The organism is Rhodococcus sp. TAF43, from assembly GCF_052113525.1.
Taxonomy (GTDB): domain Bacteria; phylum Actinomycetota; class Actinomycetes; order Mycobacteriales; family Mycobacteriaceae; genus Prescottella.
Genome location: NZ_JBFRDL010000054.1, coordinates 1 through 18,845, shown reverse-complemented (window position 1 = coordinate 18,845; position 18,845 = coordinate 1). Strand labels below are relative to the sequence as shown.

Genomic DNA, 18,845 nt, shown 5'->3' with positions numbered 1-18,845 from the left:
CCCCCGCCACACAGTCAAACGGGGTGTTCGGTACGCGGGGCGCGGGTCCGTCGGGCGGTCAGTGCAGGACCTTCAGGCCGACGACGCAGCCGACGATGCCGAGGATCAGCAGGACCTTGACGAACGAGGCGCTCTCGTCCCCGCTGAGCATCGCGTAGGCGACGGTCAGGGATGCGCCGATGCCCACCCAGACCGCATACGCGGTACCGGTGGGCAGGGTGCGCATCGCGTAGGCGAGTCCGGCCATGCTGAGCGCGATGCCGACGGCGAACACGATCGAGGGGGCGAGGCGGGTGAAGCCTGCGGACTTGCCGAGGGCGGTCGCCCACACGGCTTCGAGAACGCCGGAAATTACGAGAACGATCCAGGCCATGGTGTTTCAACTCTCCAAACACCGTCTTGTCGCTGGCCGGGTACGGTGTGCTCGTCCGGGTGTCGTCTGACCGGTACCAAGGTACCGAATTCGCGCACCGATTCCGAGTTCGGTGGCCGCTCTCACCACCCGTTCAGGCGCTCGCCGGGCATTCACAGGAATCTCGCAGGGAACGTCCAGCATGCGACCAGACATGTGGGGGAGTCTGGAGCTGTGAGTGAGATGTCGCAGGTCCGGGTGCTGATCGTCGACGACGAGCCGTCGCTCGTCGAACTGCTGTCCGTCAGCCTCCGCTTCCAGGGGTTCGAGGTGGAGACCGCGTCCAACGGGGCCGAGGGCCTCGACAAGGCGCGCATCTTCCGACCCGACGCGCTGATCCTCGACGTCATGATGCCCGGCATGGACGGGTTCGGGATGCTGCGCCGCCTGCGGGCGGACGGCATCGACGCGCCGGTGCTGTTCCTGACCGCCCGGGACGCCGTCGAGGACAAGGTCACCGGATTGACGATCGGCGCCGACGACTACGTCACCAAGCCGTTCAGTCTGGAGGAGGTCGTGGCCCGGCTGCGGGTGATCCTGCGGCGCTCCGGTCACGGCGACCAGGACAAGCAGCCCGCCCGGGTCCGGTTCGCGGACATCGAACTCGACGACGACACCCACGAGGTGTGGAAGGCGGGCGACCAGGTCTCGTTGTCGCCCACCGAGTTCACGCTGCTGCGCTACTTCATGGTCAATGCGGGCACGGTGCTGAGCAAGCCACGGATCCTCGACCACGTCTGGAACTACGACTTCGGCGGCGAGGTGGGCGTGGTGGAGTCCTACGTCTCGTACCTGCGCCGCAAGGTCGACACCACCGAGCCGCGCCTGATCCACACCCTGCGCGGCGTCGGCTACGTGATGCGCGAACCTCGGTAGGCGGACGGATGAGGCGCCTGCGCGCGTTACCGCTGCGGATCACCCTGGTCGCGGCGCTGCTGCTGTTGGCCGCGGCCGGGCTGCTCGCCTCCGGTGTCGCGGTGACCTCCGCGATGGAGAGTTCGCTGATCGCCCGCACGGACCGGCAGTTGTTCGACGCGGCGCACGGGTGGGCGAAGCCGCGGGACTCGCGCCCCGGTCCACCAGTCGCCGAGCCAGGACCGAATCGGCCGCCCAGCCCGTTCTACGTCCGCGTCACCGCCCCGGACGGCACGGTCCACCTCGAAGTGAACGACGAGAGCACCAACGCGACACCACAACTCGTCGCCGACCCCGGACCGGTGACCGTCGGATCCGCCGGTGGTGGCGACATCCGGTGGCGGGAGATGACGGTCACCACCCCCTCCGGGACGACGACGGTGGCGATCAAGCTCACCGACATCGACGAGACCGTGGACCGGTTGGTGGTGCTGCAACTCGGAATCGGCATCGTGGTTCTGGCGGTACTCGGATTCGCGGGGTACTTCGTGGTGCGTCGCAGCCTGCGACCGCTGCAGGAGGTGGAGGAGACGGCGGCCGATATCGCCGCGGGCGATCTGCACCGACGGGTGCCGGAGCGGGACCAGAGCACCGAGGTGGGTCGGCTGTCTTCGGCGCTCAACGGGATGCTCGCGCAGATCCAGTCGGCGTTCGCCGCGACGGAGGCATCGGAGGAATCGGCGCGTCGGTCCGAGGAACGGATGCGGAGGTTCGTCGCCGACGCCAGCCACGAACTGCGCACGCCGCTGGCCACGATCCGGGGCTTCGCCGAGTTGTACCGTCAGGGCGCGTCGACGGATGCCGAGATGGTTCTGAGCCGGATCGAGAGCCAGGCCACCCGGATGGGTCTGCTGGTCGAGGATCTGTTGATGCTGGCGCGGATGGATGCGCAGCGACCGTTCGAGCGGCATCCGGTGGACCTGCTGACGGTCGCGGCCGACGCCGTCCACGACGCGCGCGCGCTCGCGCCCCGGCGGCGGATCACGTTGGAGGTCTTGCCCGGTTCGGAACCCGCCCAGGTGATGGGCGACGACGCCCGACTGCGGCAGGTGCTCGGCAATCTGATGGGAAACGCGCTCGAGCACACCCCCGGCGCGGCGTCGGTGACGGTGCGCGTCGGCACCGACGGCACCGACGCGGTCCTCGAGGTGTCCGACACCGGACCCGGCCTCGGTGACGAGGACGCGGCCCGGGTGTTCGAGCGGTTCTACCGCGCCGACGAGTCCCGGACTCGGGCGAGCGGCGGCAGCGGACTGGGGCTGTCGATCGTCGCGGCCATCGTCGCCGCGCACGACGGCACGGTCACCGTCGACAGCGCACCCGGGAAGGGTGCGACCTTCCGGGTGCGGCTGCCGAGAGGCTGACCGGTCAGGCCGGGACGTTCTCGGCGTGGCCGAGGTCGCGCAGCGCGGCCTTGATCTTGGTGGCGGCCTCGTCCATGGACTCGGGCGACGGGTCGGTGTCGGCGCCACTGATGTCGAAGTTCCCCATGGTGTACGCGGGAAAGACGTGCATGTGCAGGTGCGGAACCTCGAGGCCCGCGATCAGGAAGCCGGCGCGGGGCGCGTCGAACGCCTTGCGGACCGCCTTCGCGATCGTGCGGGAGACGGTGGTGCACTTGGTGAACAATTCGTCGTCGACGTCCTGCCACTGGTCGACCTCCTTGCGGGGGACGACGAGGGTGTGGCCCTGGGTGACGGGCGCGATGGTCAGGAACGCGACCACGTCCTCGTCCTCCCACACGAAACGACCCGGCAGATCTCCGGCGATGATGGCGCTGAACACAGAAGGCATATGGCGAGGATAGGTCCCGGCCGTGGCCTCCGGTACTCGGACCGCGATCGCGGCCGCGCACCCGGGCGTGCCCGCCGGCGACCCGGGGAAAATCACGGTTCGTGATGTGCGAGCGCATTGCGTGGGTCACACTGTAATCCGTCTTTCACATCTCGGTCGGGGGACCGTTACGCCAAGGAGCGTCATGTCCGTCCGTTCGTTACGCCCCCGCCGGATCCTCGTTTCGGCCGTCATCGCGGCGGCCGCCGCCGGACTCGCGCTGCCCGGCCAGGCCGGTGCCGAGTCCTCGCTCGGCATCGTCAATGCGGTGTCGCCCACCACGCTCGTCAACGGTGCGCTCTCCGTCGTCGGCGGATGCCAGACGCCGGTCCGGGACCTCATTGTCAGCTGCACCCGGCTCGAGACGCTGACCACGCAGGTCCCGGTGATGCTGGCGATCAATCCGTTCACCACGAACATCGTCGTGCTCGGCGCCGGACTGTTCCCGGACGGCACTATGCGGCCGGTGCTCGAATCCCGTCTGCGGGCGGCCCTCCAACTGGCGCAACAGTATCCGCTCGCGCCGATCATCGTCAGCGGCGGCGTGCCGCAGTCGGGTGTCACCGAGGCGCAGGCGATGCGTCAGTGGCTCGTCGCGAACGGGGTCGTGCCGTTCCGGATCACGGAGGAGAACACATCCCGCTCCACCGTCGAGAACGCGGCCAACACCAACGTGATCCTGCAGCAGCGCGGGGCGGTCGGCGCGGTGGTCGTGACCAGCCCCGACCACTTGCAGCGGGCCATGGTCGACTTCCGGGTCGCGGTGGCCGGCCGCATTCCGATCGCGGGCGTCGTCGCACCGTAGGCGGAGTTCCCCGGAGGTTCGTGGCCGCTTCGCGCAGGCTTCCGTGAAATGTTGACACCCATCACGCGCTGAGCCACTATGTGCACCGAGCGATCGATCGGTCGGCTCGGTGGTGAGGATGGAAGAGGATCGCTTTATGGCGCCGTCGGCGCGTGCTCGGCAGGCTCCGGATGCTCGCGACAAAACTGTCATCGACCGTCCGGAAGGGTGAAACATGCAGCTGCTCATCGTGAGACATGCTCTGCCGGAACGCATCACGGTTGCGGAGGGGCCTGCTGATCCCGGGCTCGCCGAGCTCGGACATCGGCAGGCGGGCCGCCTGCCGCAGGCACTTGCCGAGTACSACATCGCACGGATCGTCACGAGTCCGCAACGTCGGGCACGGGAGACTGCCGCGCCGATCGTCGAGGCGACGGGGCTGACACCCGAGGTCGACGAGGAACTGGCCGAGTACGACTCCCAGATGGACCACTACATCCCGATCCACGAGGCGCGGGACAGGGCTCCGGAGGTGTTCGAGCGGATCCGCGGCGGTCTGCTGCCCGAGTTCGTCGACGAGGACGCCTTCCGGGGCCGGGTGGTCGGTGCGATCGAGCGGGTGGTGGCGGGCTCGCGGCACGAGGACACCGTGGCCGTCGTCGCGCACGGTGGCGTGACGAACGTCTTCCTGCAGCAGGTTCTCGGGCTGCCTCGGCCGTTGACCTTTCCGCTGGACTACACGTCGATCACGCGGGTGCTCGTTTCGCGCAACGGCAATCGACGTGTGGCCTCGGTCAACGAAACCGGACACGTGCGGGACCTGCTGCACCACTGACGGCCGTCCCCGGCACGACCGCCCGCCGTCGCTGCCGGGGTCCGATTGGCAGGTACCTCACAGCTGGGCTCCCGCCGGGCCGCAGGCGCGAGCGCCAACCTGGGCTCCATGACGACCGAACCCCAGCCCTCGGTTGACGTGCAGCGGCCCGAGGCGGTGACGACTGCGCCGGCCCTCGACGTAGTGGAGCCGGTGTACAACGAGCAGCAGTCACTCGAGGGATGCGTGCGGCGCCTGCGCGCCTACCTGTCCACCGAGGTGCCCTTCACCGCGCGAATCACGATCGCGGACAACGCCAGCACCGACCGCACCCTGGAGATCGCGCGGACACTCGCCGACGAGTTCGGCGACGTCCGGGTGGTGCACCTCGCCGAGAAGGGCCGCGGTCGCGCGCTGCGCACCGTGTGGAGCGGCTCCGACGCCCGCGTCCTCGTCTACATGGATGTGGACCTGTCCACGGGACGGTATGGGCGGCGGTCGCGACGGCGTGGGCACGGCGTCGCAGATCTCCGAATGGGTGCAGGCGAACTTCACCGCGACCACCGTCGACGGGATCACGATCTACGACCTGACGCGGTAACCGGACAGCGCTGCCGATCCGGTTTACCCTGAGGTGGGAGGCACACCATGTCCGAGCACGACATCATCGAGAGCATCGACGAACTCGTCCGTGAGGAAAGGGAATTGCGCTCACGGGCCGAGAGGCAAGGGCTCTCGGACGAGGAGAGTGCCCGCCTGACATTCCTCGAGCAGCGGCTCGACCAGTGCTGGGACCTGCTCCGGCAGCGCCGTGCCAAGGTCGAATTCGGCGAGGATGCAGCGCGGGTCGCTCCGCGACCGGTCGACGAGGTCGAGTCCTACCGTCAGTAATCGGCCGGTCGGGATTGTCCGATCGATGAAAGCGGCTGCGCACCAGGATTTCCGGTGCGCATTCGCAGTGCGCGGCGGTGTGCCTGCCGGTACGGAACGAAGAATCGAACTGCTTGGTGGTGATTGCCATATGACTTTGGTGGAAGACGTGTACACGACCCGGGTTTCGGATGAGCCGCAGGTGATCGGCCGCCCGGATCCGGTGTTCTGGGGCGATCCCATCACCGCGGAGTATGCGGATTTCGACCGACGCGGATATCTGCAACGGGAGAACGTGATCGGCGACGCGGACGTCGGGGCCTGCCTCGCGGAGATCGACCGGATCCAGCACGATTCGACGTTGCGGGATGACGAACGCATCGTCCGCGAGGACGGCTCCGATGCGGTGCGCTCGATCTTCGACATTCTCGAACTCAGCGATGCCGTTCGTCGGGTCGTCGAGTTGTCCGGCGCGTACGACATCGCGCGCGACGTTCTCGGCTCGGACGTCTACGTCCACCAGAGCCGGCTCAACTACAAGCCGGGATTCCAGGGCGGCGCGTTCTACTGGCACTCGGATTTCGAGACCTGGCACGCGGAGGACGGCATGCCCCGTCCGCGCGCGGTGAGCGCCTCGATCGCGCTCACCGGAAACACCGAGTACAACGGCCCGCTGATGATCATGCCCGGCACCCAGCGGTCCTTCGTGCAGTGCTCGGGGGCCACACCGGACGACTTCTATCGCGAGTCGCTCGTGACCACGACGCCCAGGATCGGGGTGCCGTCGGAGCGCGTCATCACCGACATGTGGCAGCGGCACGGCATCGAGGTGCTGACCGGCGGCGCCGGTTCGATGACGATGTTCGACTGCAACGCCCTGCACGCGTCCGGTGGGAACATCTCGCCGATGCCGCGGGCCAACGTGTTCGTCGTGTTCAACAGCGTCGAGAACGTCGTGCAGGCGCCCTACTCGGGTTCGGCACCGCGGCCCTCGTTCCTGGCGAAGCGCCCCCGCTGACGAGGGTGGGGGTGGTCGAGGCGTCGGCGTCCGGCCCGTAGTCTGAGACCCGTGCGCGTACTCGTGATCGGCTCCGGAGCCCGTGAACATGCCCTCCTGTTGGCCCTCGCCCGTGACCCGGGCGTCGACAAGCTGATGTGTGCCCCCGGCAATGCCGGCATCGCCCGCATCGCCGAGACACATGGGGTCGACGTCGCGTCCGGTGACGCCGTCGTCGAGCTCGCGAAGTCGCAGGCCGCCGACCTGGTCGTCATCGGCCCCGAGGTGCCGCTGGTGCTCGGTGTCGCCGACGCCGTCCGCGCCGCGGGGATCGCTTGCTTCGGCCCGTCCGCCGAGGCCGCCCGCATCGAGGGCTCCAAGGCGTTCGCCAAGGACGTCATGGCCGCCGCCGGTGTCCGCACCGCGCACAGCGAGGTCGTCGACACCCCGGCCGATCTCGACGCCGCCCTCGATCGCTTCGGCCCCAACTGGGTCGTCAAGGACGACGGACTGGCCGCCGGCAAGGGCGTCGTCGTCACCACCGACCGCAGCGCCGCGCGCGACCACGCCGCCGAGTGCCTCGAGATCGGGCACCCCGTGCTGCTCGAGTCGTTCCTCGACGGCCCCGAGGTGTCCCTGTTCTGCCTGGTCGACGGCGAGACCGTGGTCCCGCTGCTGCCCGCGCAGGACCACAAGCGCGTCGGCGACGGTGACACCGGCCCCAACACCGGCGGCATGGGCGCCTACACGCCGCTGCCGTGGCTGCCCGCCGAGGCCGTCACCCAGATCGTCGACGACGTCGTCAAGCCGGTCGCGGTGGAGATGGCGAAGCGTGGTTGCCCGTTCACCGGCCTGCTGTACGCGGGTCTGGCCATGGGCAAGAACGGCCCGGCCGTCGTCGAGTTCAACTGCCGCTTCGGCGACCCTGAGACCCAGGCCGTGCTGGCGCTGCTCGAGTCGCCGCTCGGCGAGGTGCTGAACGCCGCCGCGACCGGCACCCTCGCGTCGGTCCCGCCGCTGCAGTGGCGCGACGGCTCCGCGGTCACCGTCGTCCTGGCCGCCGAGAACTACCCGGCCACCCCGCGCACCGGTGACGTCATCACCGGGTCCGACGCCGAGCGCGTCCTGCACGCCGGTACCGCCGCCCGTGAGGACGGCGCGATCGTCTCCGCCGGTGGGCGCGTCCTGAGCGTCGTCGGCGTCGGCGCCGATCTGACCGAGGCCCGGGAGGATGCGTACGCACGCCTGTCCGAGGTCAAGCTGCCCGGCGGCCACTTCCGCACCGACATCGGCCTCGCCGCCGTCGAGGGGGCGCCCGCCCCACGACTGTTTCCGGCGCGGCAGCGGGGCCTCCGCCGGTGCGCGGCGGGGCCTGTTCACCCATCCGATCAGCAGCCCTGGTCTCGGAAGATGTACGGGGGAACCCCGGCGGCCTCACCGCGCACAGTCCGATCGCCGCGAGCCGCCGCGTCCTGCTCGACGACTGACCTCGCGACGTCGAATTCCGGTACCTCGTTGCACAAGTTCGGGCCGTTGCTAGCGTCGAAGATGTGCGTACCGAATCCCAGCGATCGTCCATCCCCGCCTTCCACGTCATGGACGTGTGGAAGGCCGCCACCGAGCGGCAGCGCACGCACGGCGATGTGCTCACGCTCGCGGCCGGTCAGCCGTCGACGCCGGCCCCGCAGCCGGTACTGCGCGCCGCGCGGGAATCGCTGGACAACCACCTGCTCGGGTACACCGAGACGTTCGGCATCGAGCCGCTGCGCGAGGCCATCGCGGGATACCACAGCAGCCGGTCCGGGATCTCCGTCGACGCCGACGACGTCGTGGTCACCACCGGTTCGTCGGGTGCGTTCACGCTGCTGTTCCTCGCGGCGTTCGACGCCGGTGACACCGTCGTCGTCGCCCGGCCCGGCTACCCCGCGTACCGCAACACGCTGACAGCGTTGGGCTGCAACGTGATCGAGATCGACTGCGGACCCGAGACCCGGTTCCAGCCGACCGTCGCGATGCTCGAGCAGATGGACACCCCGCCCGCCGGGCTGATCGTCGCGAGCCCCGCGAACCCCACCGGCACCGTCATCGACCCTGCCGAGTTGGCCGCGCTGGCCCGCTGGTGCGAGGAGCACGACACGCTGCTGATCTCCGACGAGATCTATCACGGGATTGGGTTCGGAGCGCAGGTCACGGCATCGGCGTGGGAGACGTCGCGGCAGGCCGTGGTGATCGGGTCGGTGTCGAAGTATTTCTCGATGACGGGCTGGCGTCTGGGTTGGATGCTGGTGCCCGAGAGCCTGCGCCGTCCACTGCAGCGGCTCGCGTCGAACATGACGGTGTGCCCGCCGGCGATCTCGCAGTACGCGGCCGTCGCGGCGTTCACCGACGAGGCGCGTGCCGAGCTCGACGGTCACGTGCAGCGGTATGCGGTGAACCGGGAGCTGCTGCTGACCGGGCTACCCGAGCTGGGGCTCACCGAGCTGGCGCCCGCCGATGGTGCGTTCTACGTGTACGCGGACATCGCGCACCTCACCGACGACTCGACGTCGTGGTGCGCGCGGCTGCTGGCAGACACGGGTCTCGCGCTGGCGCCGGGCATCGACTTCGACACCGTGCACGGCGACCACACGGTGCGGTTGTCGTTCGCGGGTTCCACCGCGGAGATCCGGGACGCGCTGGCCCGGCTCGAGCGATGGCTGCCCGCGCCGAAGTAGGACCGAGACAGGGCGAGAAAGGTCGAGAAAGGTCGAGAAGGGTCACTGCCTGCGCTGTTTGGTCGAATTCACTCGGGCGTGTCGCCGTGGCTGGCACGATGGAGGGATGACGTCCGCGGCGACCCCGAAGGGTGAGAGGCGCCGTCAGGCGCTCGTCACCGCCGCGGCCGACCTGCTCCTCGAGGGCGGCTTCGACGCGGTCCGGCACCGTGCGGTGGCCTCCCGTGCGGGTCTGCCGCTCGCGTCCACCACCTACTACTTCGGCTCGCTCGACGAGCTGGTGGCCCTCGCCGTCGAACACAACGGCAACCGGGAACTGGACGCGATGCGCGAACGCATCGACGACGTCACGCAGCGGCGGCGCGGCGTCGAGGCGACGGTCGATCTGATCGTCGACCTACTGATCGGTCCCGACGAGGTCGGCGACGGTGCCCGGGAACGGCTGATCGCACGGTACGAACGGTTCGTGGCGTCGGCGCGACATCCCGAGCTGCGGGACGTGCAGCTGCGGCTGCGGGCGCAAACCGACGACCTGCTCGCCGAGGTGCTGCGCCGGTCCGGCCGAGTCGTGCGCGAGCCGCAGCTGCGTCGCCTGGTCGCTGTGGTGGACGGGGTGGTCGTGGGCGCGCTCAGCGAGGTGGACCCCGATCCGCGGGGGATGGCGCGCGCGATGCTGCTCGACCTGATCGACGAGTTCGCTCCTCCGAGCACGCACTGACGAGGGGCTTGGGGTCTCGCCGTAAACTGGGATCTCGTGAGCCGCATCCCGAATGTCCTTGCCAACCGTTACGCCAGCCCCGAGCTGAAGGCGCTGTGGTCGCCGGAGTACAAGATCGTGCTCGAGCGTCAGCTGTGGTTGGCGGTGCTGCGGGCGCAGGCCGAGCTGGGGATCGACCTTCCCGCCGAGGCGCTCGCCGACTACGAGCGGGTGCTCGAGAGCGTCGACCTGGACTCCATCGCCGACCGTGAGCGCGTCACCCGCCACGATGTGAAGGCCCGCATCGAGGAGTTCAACGCCCTCGCCGGCCACGAGCACGTGCACAAGGGCATGACCAGCCGCGACCTCACCGAGAACGTCGAGCAGCTGCAGGTGCTCCGGTCGCTCGAGCACGTGTACAACCACGGTGTCGCGATCGCCGCCCGCCTGGGCGAGCGGGCCGCCGAGTACACCGGTTTCGTGATGGCCGGACGCTCCCACAATGTCGCCGCGCAGGCCACCACGCTGGGCAAGCGTTTCGCGTCGGCCGCCGACGAGCTGCTGGTGGGTCTCACCCGGCTGCGTGAGCTCATCGACCGCTACCCGCTGCGCGGCATCAAGGGCCCGATGGGCACCGCGCAGGACATGCTGGACCTGCTCGACGGCGACGCCGCCAAGCTCGAGCAGCTCGAGAAGAAGGTCGCCGAGCACCTCGGCTTCGCGCACGTGTTCACCAGCGTCGGCCAGGTGTACCCGCGCTCGCTGGACCACGACGTGCTGTCCGCGCTGGTCCAGGTGGGTGCCGCGTCGTCGTCGTTCGCGCACACCATTCGCCTGATGGCCGGCCACGAGCTGGTCACCGAGGGCTTCCAGCCCGGCCAGGTGGGCTCGTCCGCGATGCCGCACAAGATGAACACCCGCTCGTGCGAGCGGGTCAACGGCCTGCAGGTGGTCCTGCGCGGCTACGCGTCGATGGCGTCCGAGCTGGCGGGTGCGCAGTGGAACGAGGGCGACGTGTTCTGCTCCGTCGTCCGCCGTGTCGCGCTGCCGGACGCGTTCTTCGCGATCGACGGCCAGATGGAGACCTTCCTGACGGTGCTCGCCGAGTTCGGTGCGTACCCGGCCGTCATCGAGAAGGAGCTCACCCGCTACCTGCCGTTCCTGGCGACCACCAAGGTCCTCATGGCCGCGGTCCGCGCCGGTGTCGGACGCGAGACCGCGCACGAGGTCATCAAGGAGCACGCCGTCGCCGTCGCGCTCGCGATGCGCGAGCAGGGCAAGGAGCCGGATCTGCTGGATCGTCTGGCCGCCGACGACCGGCTGCCGCTCGACCGCGCCGCGCTCGACGAGGCCCTCGCCGACAAGTCCGCGTTCATCGGTGCCGCCGGCGCGCAGGTCGACTCCGTGGTCGCCGAGGTGCAGAAGCTGGTCGACGCCAACCCGGATGCTGCGCGCTACGCGCCGGGCGCCATTCTGTGACAACGGGTTCCACGGTGAGGTCACGGACCGTCACGGTCGGTGACCTCACCGCGCACCTCGCGCAGCCCGACGGCGGCAGCGATACCGTCATGCTGCTGCTGCCGATGATCAACGGCGTCGATGCGCAGGTGCGCGATTACGCCGCCGACATCGCCGCGGCGGGGATCACCGCACTGGTGTGGGATCCCTGGCACGGACCGAGCCTGGACGACACCCCGAAGGAGCGCCTCTTCGAGCTCATGGGGCAGCTCGACGACGAGGAATGCCTGTCGGAGATGGGCGCTCTGCTCGACTACGCCCGAGGTGAGCTGGGCGCACGGCGCGTCGGAGTCATCGGCTGGTGTCTGGGCGGCCGGTTCTCGCTGCTGCTCGGCGCGCGTGACCGTGAACTCGCGAATGTCGTTGCCTACCATCCGTCGATCTGGGATCCGGCCGCGGCGAACCACGCGCTCGACACAGTGGCGCTGGCTCCGGCGATCGCCGCACCGGTCATGGTGCTGCACGCCGGCGCCGACACGATCCTGTCGACCGGAACTTTCGGGGCCTTGCAGTCGGCGCTGCAGTCCCGCGACAGCGGCGCGACGATCGTGCACGCGTATCCGGGTGCCGCGCACGGCTTCAGTGCCCGTGCGCGCCAAGACGATCCGGTGAACAAGGTCGCGTGGGACATCTCCTGGCCGCAGGTGCTCGCCTTCGCTTCCGCATCGATGGCCCGGTAGCGGTCGGGACGTCTGCACCGCGCCAGGCGGATCAGCCGGAAGTCGGCGGAGTCAGGGTGCCGTCGACGACTTCAGCGGCAATGTCGTGGAGCGGTCGGCCATGGGTGCGGGCGTAACGGCGGAGCGCGTCGAATGCCACCGCCGGGGTGCATCCGGCACCTTCGGCGAGCATCCCCTTGGCTTGCTCGATAATGATTCGGCTGGTCAGCGCCTGCCGCAGTTGTGCGGCCTCTGCCTGCGCGTTGCGCGCGGTGCGATTGTGCAGCAGCCCGATGGTGGCGATCCGCGCCAGCGCCCGGCTCGTGTCGACGTCCTCCGCTGGGAGGCTGCCGGTGGCGACACAGAACATGTTGAGCGACCCGATCACCTGGTTTCCCAGCTGCAACGGAACGGCATGGACGGCCCCGAAGCCGACCTCTCCGGACAGGTGCTGAAACCGTGGCCAGCGCGCCGAGGTCGCGTCGCGGCCGAGGTTGACGAGGGGGCGCCCCGTGGTGAAACAGTCGTAGCAGGGGCCACGTGCGTCCGCCACCTCCAACTGTTCGAGGGTGTGCGCCGGCTCGGTGGTGGACGCCACCGAAGCGAGGTGCCCGCGTTCATCGGTCAGCAGGATGCCGGCAGCGTCGATCGCGACCAGTGCCACGGTTCGGTCGGTCAGAGTGCGTAGAAAATCGGTGGTGTCGAAGCCGGGTACGAGGGCGTCCGCCAGTTCCTCGAACACATGGACCAGTCGTTGTTCACTCATGAGTTTCCGGTCTTTCTGGCCGCTCGTCGCCGCAGTCGGTTCCAGGCTAGCCACGTCTGGCGTTGTCGGCACGGAGCACTTCGAGCGGTTGGCGCGTGTCGAGTGGCTCTGGCAGGATGGGTGAGCGGCCACCAAGTGGCCCGAGACGTCACAGGCGTCAATTCGCCACCCCGGACCCGGTGGCACGGTCGGCACGTTCGGGCGAGAAGACTCCACCGCTGCTCCGATATCGGGCACTCGCCGAGCAGGTCGGCGTCACCGCGCGTCGGCGGTTCGTCCCTCGGGACGTGGTGCGTGACGCGCCACTGCGCCCGCTTGTTCACGGGCCGGTTATTCCACCCGCGACAGCCAGGTCGCGACGACACGACCAGATTGCACTCTGATGGACGAACAGGCGGAGTCGACGTCAACCGGATTCGGGACATCTCCCATGGAAGTTTCTGCCCTGAAACCCTTTCCGCTGTCGTCGGCGCAGTACGAGGTCTGGCTCGCGCAGCGACTGGCCCCGCACCTTCCGTACTGCATCGCTCAGTACGTGGAGTTCCACGGCGACCTCGATCTCGACCTGTTCCGATGGGCGGCCGTGACCGCGGGACGTGAGACTCAGGGCGCCTTCCTCCGGCTGGTCGAGGTCGACGGGGAGCCCAGGCAAGTTGTTGATCCGTCCTTGGATAACTCGTTGGGGTTCATTGATTTTCGTGGAGAGAGTGATCCGGTGGCGGCCGCGGATGGGTGGATGCGCGAGGACCGGTCGAGTCCGGTGGACCCGATGCACGACCCCCTGGGGGTGTCGACCATATTGCAGGTCGGCGATGCGCAGTACCTGTGGTACAGCCGTGCTCACCATGTCGCGTTGGATGGGTATGCCGCGATGACGTTGGTCAACCGCATCGCGGCTCTGTACTCGGCTGCGGCGTCGGGCCGGGACCCGGAACCCAGCAGAGCTGCCGATCTGCGAACGTTGTACGAACTCGACTGTCGGTACCGTGCCTCGAGTCGGTTCGAGGCGGACCGTGCGTACTGGATCGAGCGGTTCCAGGGGCTGGCGGAACCCGTGAGTCTGGCCGACCGAGACGGCACTGCGGTGGCCCGCGACATGCTGGTGGCCACATCACTCGACGAGGACACGGCCACCCGGCTCGAGGACTCCGAGGGTCGGGCGAGCAGAACGTCCGCTGCGGTGATCATCGCGGCGTTCGCCTGCTACCTCTCACGGATGACGGGCCGGGAGGAGGTTCGCGTGGATGTCCCGGTCTCCGGGCGGACCACTGCGGTGTTACGCAGTTCGGGTGGGATGTTCGTCAACGTCGTTCCGCTCCGGATTCGGGTCGGTCCCGGCGACACCGTGGGCGATCTGGTCGAGCGGGTGAGTCTGGAACTGATGGGCGCGTTGCGACACCAGCGCGGCAACCTCGCCGAGATTGCGCGAGAGGTGAGCGTCGGTGCCGAGGCCCACCGGACCGCCGCGCCGATGGTCAACGTGATGCTCTTCCGTCAGGAGCTCGATTTCGGTTCGGTGACGGGTGAATTTCATGTGCTCACCTCCGGTCCGATCGCGGACCTGCTGATCAATGTCTACCAAAGCGGCACACCCGCAAAGACGTTCGTCGAGTTCCGCGGAAATCCGCTGCGATACCGCATCGACGAGCTGAGGCTCCATCACGAGCGGTTCGTCGGCGTGGTCGAGGACTTCGTCGCGGCCGGTCCGGAGTCGCTGATAGCGACGATCCACCCTGACAGTGCCAGGGAAGGCGAGCGCCGGCTGGAGGCGGCCCGGGACCTGGACTATTGGCGACGGACGCTGGCGGGGTTGCCGGTACTGCTCGGGCTGCCGACAGATCGGCGGCGACCGAAACAGCGGTCCCTGGACTTCGGAAGCCTGCAGTTCACGCTCGGCGCGGAGCTGCATCGCAAGCTGCAGCAGCGCGCTCGCGAGTACGACTCGTCGATGTTCATGACGATGCATGCGGGGCTGGCCGCACTGCTGGCCCGGGTGAGCGGCTCCGACGACATCGCGGTGGGTGCGCCGATTGCCCGACAGGCCGACGCCGCGCTCGACGACGGGGCGGACGCGTTGGTCGATGGCGTGGTGTTGCGGACCCACGTGGATCCGGGACTCTCGTTTGCGGACCTGTTGGAGCGGGTGAAGCATTGTCAACTCGGCGCATTCGCGCATACGAGGGTGTCGTTCGACCGGTTGGTCGAGGCGCTCGCCCCGGACCGCACGACGCCCTGCCCGCCGCTCGTCCAGGTTGTCCTCGGCCCCACTCGTGCCGAGCCGACCGCGGTCGCCGACGTGTCCGTCACGGCACCCGAGAACTGTTGTCCCGAACGCTGCGATCTGCAGATGACCGTAGGTGAAAGCTTCACCGACTCCGGCCGACCGTCGGGACTGTCGGTCGACCTCGTGTTTGCCACCGATCTGTTCGACTCGGCGACAACGCAGGCATTCGCGGATCGGCTGGTGCGGATTCTCGAGTATGCGGCGGCAGATTCGTCGGCTCCGGTCGGCGACGTCGATGTGCTTGCCCCCGAGGAGCGTGAGCAGTTGATGCCGGTGTCCGGGGCAGCGGCGTTGCCCGCGTTGACTTTGCCGGGGCTGTTCGCGGCATCGGTGGGCGCGGACCCGAATGCGGTCGCGGTTGTATACGGCGACCGGAGCTGGACGTACGGCGAGCTCGACAGCCGGTCGAACCGTCTGGCGCGCTGGCTGATCGGTCATGACGTGGGGCCGGAGAAGGTCGTGGCGGTGGGACTGCCGCGGTCGCTCGAGTCGGTCCTGGCGGTGTGGGCCGTCACAAAGACCGGTGCGGCCTTCGTTCCGCTGGATCCGGGGTATCCGTCGGCTCGGCTCGAGTACATGCTCACCGATTCGGGCGCCGTCCTGGGGCTGACGACGGAGGACGTGTCGAGAGACCTGCCACCGACCGTGCCGTGGCTGGTGCTCGACGACGAAGCGGTCGAGGCGGAGGTGGCGGGGACTCCCTCGACGGCGGTGACCGACGGCGAACGGGTCTCGGCACTGACACCCGACCATCCGGCATACGTGATCTACACATCCGGGTCGACGGGGGTCCCGAAGGGCGTGGTGGTGCCGCATCGGGGTTTGGCGGACCTGGCGGCCGAACAACGCGACCGTTTCGCGACGGGGCCCGGTGCGCGGGTCCTGCACTTCGCATCCCCGAGTTTCGACGCGTCGGTGTTCGAGCTGGTGTGGGCGTTCGCGGCGGGCGGGTGCCTGACGATCGCACCACCGACGGTGTACGGCGGCGACGACCTGGCGGCGCTGCTCGATCGTTGCCGCGTGACCCATGCGATCCTGACACCGTCGGCGTTGTCGTCGGTCGATCCCACGGGTCACGGCTGCTTGCGGTGTCTCGTGGTGGGGGGTGAGGCGTGTTCCCCGGAGTTGGTAGCGCGGTGGGCGCCGGGGCGCGCGATGTTCGACGCCTACGGCCCGACGGAGTCGACAATCATGGCGAATCTCGGAGTGATCGGGTCGGCGGAAGAGCCGGTGACACTCGGCGGCCCGATCCGGGGTTTCGAGGAGTTGGTGCTCGACGGGCGGCTGCGGCCGGTGCCGGTCGGTGTGGCGGGGGAGCTGTACCTGGCCGGTCCGGGCCTGGCACGTGGGTATCGGAATCAGGCCGGTCAGTCGGCCGCTCGATTCGTCGCCGATCCGTTCGGTGCACGGGGACAACGCCTCTACCGCACCGGGGATGTGGTGAGGTGGCTGCGCGATCGGGAGGGGGACCTGACGCTCGAGTACCTGGGCCGGACCGACTCCCAGGTCAAGATTCGTGGCTTCAGGATCGAGCCCGGCGAGGTGGATGCGGCGCTGACGGCTCACCCCCATGTGAGATTCGCGGCGACACTCAGTCGTGCCGGCCCGACCGGCGACCCGGTCCTGGTGTCCTACGTGCTTCCCGCCGCCGAGCACGTCCCCGACCCCGCCGACCTGAAGGCCCAGGTTCGTGTGGTGGTACCGGGCTACATGGTGCCCGCGGCGATCACAATGATCGACGAGATTCCGCTGACCCCGGTCGGCAAGCTCGATCGCACCGCACTACCCGCACCGGACTTCGGGACGAGGCCCACCGAGTCCCGGCCGCCACGCACGCCGACCGAGGAGACAACCGCAGTCGTCTTCGCCGAGCTCCTCGCGGTCGACCACCTCGGTGTCGATGCAAACTTCTTCGATCTCGGCGGAAACTCCCTCGTCGCGACCAAGGTGGTCACGCGGATCAACTCGGCGCTGGATCGGAACATCGATATCCGCGACCTGTTCGAGGCGCCCACCATTGCCGCGCTCGCGGCCCGGATCGATGGCATCGACGGCATCGACGATCGATCGTCGGCCCGACCGGCACTGACCACGGGCACTCGGCCCGACAGTGTTCCGACCTCCCCGGCGCAGCACCGAATGTGGGTCGTCAACCAACTGGATACGTCGTCGCCTGCCTACAACATTCCCATCGCGCTCCGGTTCTCGGGCGATCTGGACACCGGTGCCCTGCGGTTGGCGCTTGCTGACATCGTGGATCGGCATGCCACGCTCCGGACCGTCTACCCCGACTCCACGGACGGTCCCCGCCAGGTGGTGGTCCCGACGGAACAGGTGCATCCCGACCTCACGCCGATGTCCGTGTCCGGCGCGGCAGACCTGCGGGCGCACCTCGTGCGGGGTGCCTCCGCCGGATTCGACGTCACCGACGAGACACCCATCCGAACGGCACTGTTCTGGAACGGTCCGCAGCAGCACGTGCTGATGATCGTGGTGCACCACATCGCGGCAGACGGTTCGTCGATGGCGCCGCTCGCCCGGGACCTGACGGTCGCATACACCGCCCGCCTGCACGGGCGGGCACCCGACTGGGCGCCACCGGCAGTGCACTACGCGGACTACGCCCTGTGGCAGCGCCGCATGCTCGGCAGCGAGTCCGAGCCCGATTCGCCGATCGCACGCGAGTTGGCGTACTGGCGGTCGGCGTTGTCAGGGATGCCTGCGACCGTCGAACTGCCGACGGACCGACCACGACCGGCGCAGCGATCGATGCAAGGGAAGGAGGTTCATTTCGAGATCGGTTCGGATCTGCACGAGCGACTGCAATCCCTTGCTCACGAACATCATTCGACAGTATTCATGGTCATGCACGCGACGCTGGCCGTGCTGCTGAGCAGGGTGAGCGGGAGCACGGACATTGCGGTGGGTACGCCGACAGCGGGGCGAGGCGAGGCTGCACTCGACGACGTGGTGGGCATGTTCGTCAACACCGTCGTGCTGCGGACGCCGGTGGAGCCCGAGTCCACGTTCGCCGACCTGCTCGATCGGGTGAGGGAGCGCGATCTCGGCGCCTTCGCCCACGCGCAGATGCCGTTCGAGCAGGTCGTGGAGGCCATCGATCCCGTGCGGTCGACGGCGTACTCCCCGCTCTTCCAAGTGATGCTGGAGTTTCGGAACGCCGAGTCGCCACGCCTGGACTTGCCGGGGCTGACGGTCGAGCCTGTCGACATCGATCTCGATGTCGCCCGTTACGACCTACATCTGAGCCTCGCCGAGAAATTCGACACCGGCGCCGGCGCTCCCCTCGGGATGTCGGCTTCCTTCGGCTTCGCTGCCGACATCTTCGACTCGGACACCGTGCAGCGCCTAGCGGACCGATTCGTCCGCATTGCCGAGGAAGTCGTTTCCTCGCCCTCGATTCGCGTCGCGGACATCGATCTGCTTTCCCGGGCTGAGTGTGGGGAGTTGGTGCCGGTGTCGGGTGGGTCGGGGGTGTCGGGGCGGGTGTTGGTGGAGTTGTTGTCGGCGTGGGTGGTTCGGGATCCGGGTGCGGTTGCGGTGGTGTGTGGGGGTCGGGGGTGG

At 68.7% G+C, this 18,845-nt stretch carries 14 protein-coding genes, 2 pseudogenes and 1 riboswitch; of the genes and pseudogenes, 13 read left to right on the top strand and 3 right to left on the bottom strand.

Annotated features, from left to right (window positions below; genetic code table 11):
• Positions 1-58: 58 nt before the first annotated feature.
• Entirely contained in the window at positions 59-373 is a 315-nt protein-coding gene (locus AB4Z09_RS24720) for a DMT family transporter (protein WP_174908243.1), read from the bottom strand.
• A 15-nt stretch (positions 374-388) separates the two neighbouring features.
• Positions 389-449, bottom strand: a riboswitch (guanidine-III (ykkC-III) riboswitch).
• A gap of 146 nt (positions 450-595) precedes the next feature.
• On the opposite strand from AB4Z09_RS24720, the gene AB4Z09_RS24715 reads away from it, so the two are divergent.
• Positions 596-1,288 (top strand): response regulator transcription factor, encoded by a 693-nt coding sequence (locus AB4Z09_RS24715; RefSeq protein ID WP_174914442.1) that lies wholly within the window; start codon positions 596-598, stop codon positions 1,286-1,288.
• A gap of 8 nt (positions 1,289-1,296) precedes the next feature.
• Entirely contained in the window at positions 1,297-2,691 is a 1,395-nt protein-coding gene (locus tag AB4Z09_RS24710) for a sensor histidine kinase (RefSeq protein WP_442240891.1), read from the top strand.
• Between the two features lie 4 nt (positions 2,692-2,695).
• Here AB4Z09_RS24710 and AB4Z09_RS24705 read toward each other — a convergent pair whose 3' ends face one another.
• The gene (locus tag AB4Z09_RS24705) at positions 2,696-3,121 is read right to left on the bottom strand and encodes an HIT family protein (RefSeq protein ID WP_114720580.1); all 426 of its coding nucleotides are present in this window, start codon (positions 3,119-3,121) and stop codon (positions 2,696-2,698) included.
• A 184-nt stretch (positions 3,122-3,305) separates the two neighbouring features.
• On the opposite strand from AB4Z09_RS24705, the gene AB4Z09_RS24700 reads away from it, so the two are divergent.
• From AB4Z09_RS24700 to AB4Z09_RS24655, 10 genes and pseudogenes are all read left to right on the top strand, one after another.
• Positions 3,306-3,965, top strand: coding sequence for a YdcF family protein (locus AB4Z09_RS24700; RefSeq protein WP_174908246.1), 660 nt, complete (start codon positions 3,306-3,308; stop codon positions 3,963-3,965).
• 214 nt (positions 3,966-4,179) lie between these two features.
• On the top strand, positions 4,180-4,779 hold the full coding sequence (locus tag AB4Z09_RS24695; protein ID WP_442240890.1) for a histidine phosphatase family protein: 600 nt from the start codon (positions 4,180-4,182) through the stop codon (positions 4,777-4,779).
• Positions 4,780-4,887: 108 nt separating this feature from the next.
• Positions 4,888-5,238, top strand: a pseudogene (locus tag AB4Z09_RS24690) (glycosyltransferase); the annotation flags it as partial.
• A gap of 168 nt (positions 5,239-5,406) precedes the next feature.
• The gene (locus AB4Z09_RS24685; protein WP_174908248.1) at positions 5,407-5,649 is read left to right on the top strand and encodes a DUF2630 family protein; all 243 of its coding nucleotides are present in this window, start codon (positions 5,407-5,409) and stop codon (positions 5,647-5,649) included.
• A 130-nt stretch (positions 5,650-5,779) separates the two neighbouring features.
• Positions 5,780-6,646 carry an ectoine hydroxylase gene (gene thpD / locus AB4Z09_RS24680; RefSeq protein ID WP_174908250.1) on the top strand — a complete coding sequence of 289 codons (867 nt, stop codon included), beginning with the start codon at positions 5,780-5,782 and terminating at the stop codon, positions 6,644-6,646.
• Between the two features lie 51 nt (positions 6,647-6,697).
• Positions 6,698-7,936: pseudogene (gene purD, locus AB4Z09_RS24675) on the top strand (phosphoribosylamine--glycine ligase); the annotation flags it as partial.
• Positions 7,937-8,175: 239 nt separating this feature from the next.
• Entirely contained in the window at positions 8,176-9,339 is a 1,164-nt protein-coding gene (locus AB4Z09_RS24670) for a pyridoxal phosphate-dependent aminotransferase (protein ID WP_114720599.1), read from the top strand.
• Positions 9,340-9,445: 106 nt separating this feature from the next.
• Positions 9,446-10,057, top strand: a complete 612-nt coding sequence (locus AB4Z09_RS24665) for a TetR/AcrR family transcriptional regulator (protein ID WP_114720602.1) — start codon at positions 9,446-9,448, stop codon at positions 10,055-10,057.
• A gap of 36 nt (positions 10,058-10,093) precedes the next feature.
• Positions 10,094-11,515 (top strand): adenylosuccinate lyase, encoded by a 1,422-nt coding sequence (gene purB, locus AB4Z09_RS24660; RefSeq protein WP_442240889.1) that lies wholly within the window; start codon positions 10,094-10,096, stop codon positions 11,513-11,515.
• The gene (locus tag AB4Z09_RS24655) at positions 11,512-12,234 is read left to right on the top strand and encodes a dienelactone hydrolase family protein (RefSeq protein WP_442240888.1); all 723 of its coding nucleotides are present in this window, start codon (positions 11,512-11,514) and stop codon (positions 12,232-12,234) included. The genes purB and AB4Z09_RS24655 overlap by 4 nt, the downstream gene beginning before the upstream one ends.
• A 31-nt stretch (positions 12,235-12,265) precedes the next feature.
• Here the strand turns inward: AB4Z09_RS24655 and AB4Z09_RS24650 are convergent, their stop codons facing one another.
• A complete protein-coding gene (locus AB4Z09_RS24650; protein ID WP_442240887.1) occupies positions 12,266-12,979 on the bottom strand; it encodes an ANTAR domain-containing protein in 714 nt (237 codons plus the stop codon).
• 430 nt (positions 12,980-13,409) lie between these two features.
• On the opposite strand from AB4Z09_RS24650, the gene AB4Z09_RS24645 reads away from it, so the two are divergent.
• Positions 13,410-18,845: amino acid adenylation domain-containing protein (locus AB4Z09_RS24645; RefSeq protein ID WP_442240886.1), on the top strand; the 5,436-nt coding region annotated here is incomplete at its 3' end.

Bases quoted from the DNA above. Each gene is read 5' to 3' on its own strand.
- AB4Z09_RS24715 (WP_174914442.1), top strand. From the start codon at position 596: ATGTCGCAGGTCCGGGTGCTGATCGTCGACGACGAGCCGTCGCTCGTC.
- AB4Z09_RS24705 (WP_114720580.1), bottom strand. From the start codon at position 3,121: ATGCCTTCTGTGTTCAGCGCCATCATCGCCGGAGATCTGCCGGGTCGT.
- AB4Z09_RS24650 (WP_442240887.1), bottom strand. From the start codon at position 12,979: ATGAGTGAACAACGACTGGTCCATGTGTTCGAGGAACTGGCGGACGCC.
- AB4Z09_RS24710 (WP_442240891.1), top strand. From the start codon at position 1,297: ATGAGGCGCCTGCGCGCGTTACCGCTGCGGATCACCCTGGTCGCGGCG.
- thpD (WP_174908250.1), top strand. From the start codon at position 5,780: ATGACTTTGGTGGAAGACGTGTACACGACCCGGGTTTCGGATGAGCCG.
- AB4Z09_RS24700 (WP_174908246.1), top strand. From the start codon at position 3,306: ATGTCCGTCCGTTCGTTACGCCCCCGCCGGATCCTCGTTTCGGCCGTC.
- AB4Z09_RS24720 (WP_174908243.1), bottom strand. From the start codon at position 373: ATGGCCTGGATCGTTCTCGTAATTTCCGGCGTTCTCGAAGCCGTGTGG.
- AB4Z09_RS24665 (WP_114720602.1), top strand. From the start codon at position 9,446: ATGACGTCCGCGGCGACCCCGAAGGGTGAGAGGCGCCGTCAGGCGCTC.
- AB4Z09_RS24685 (WP_174908248.1), top strand. From the start codon at position 5,407: ATGTCCGAGCACGACATCATCGAGAGCATCGACGAACTCGTCCGTGAG.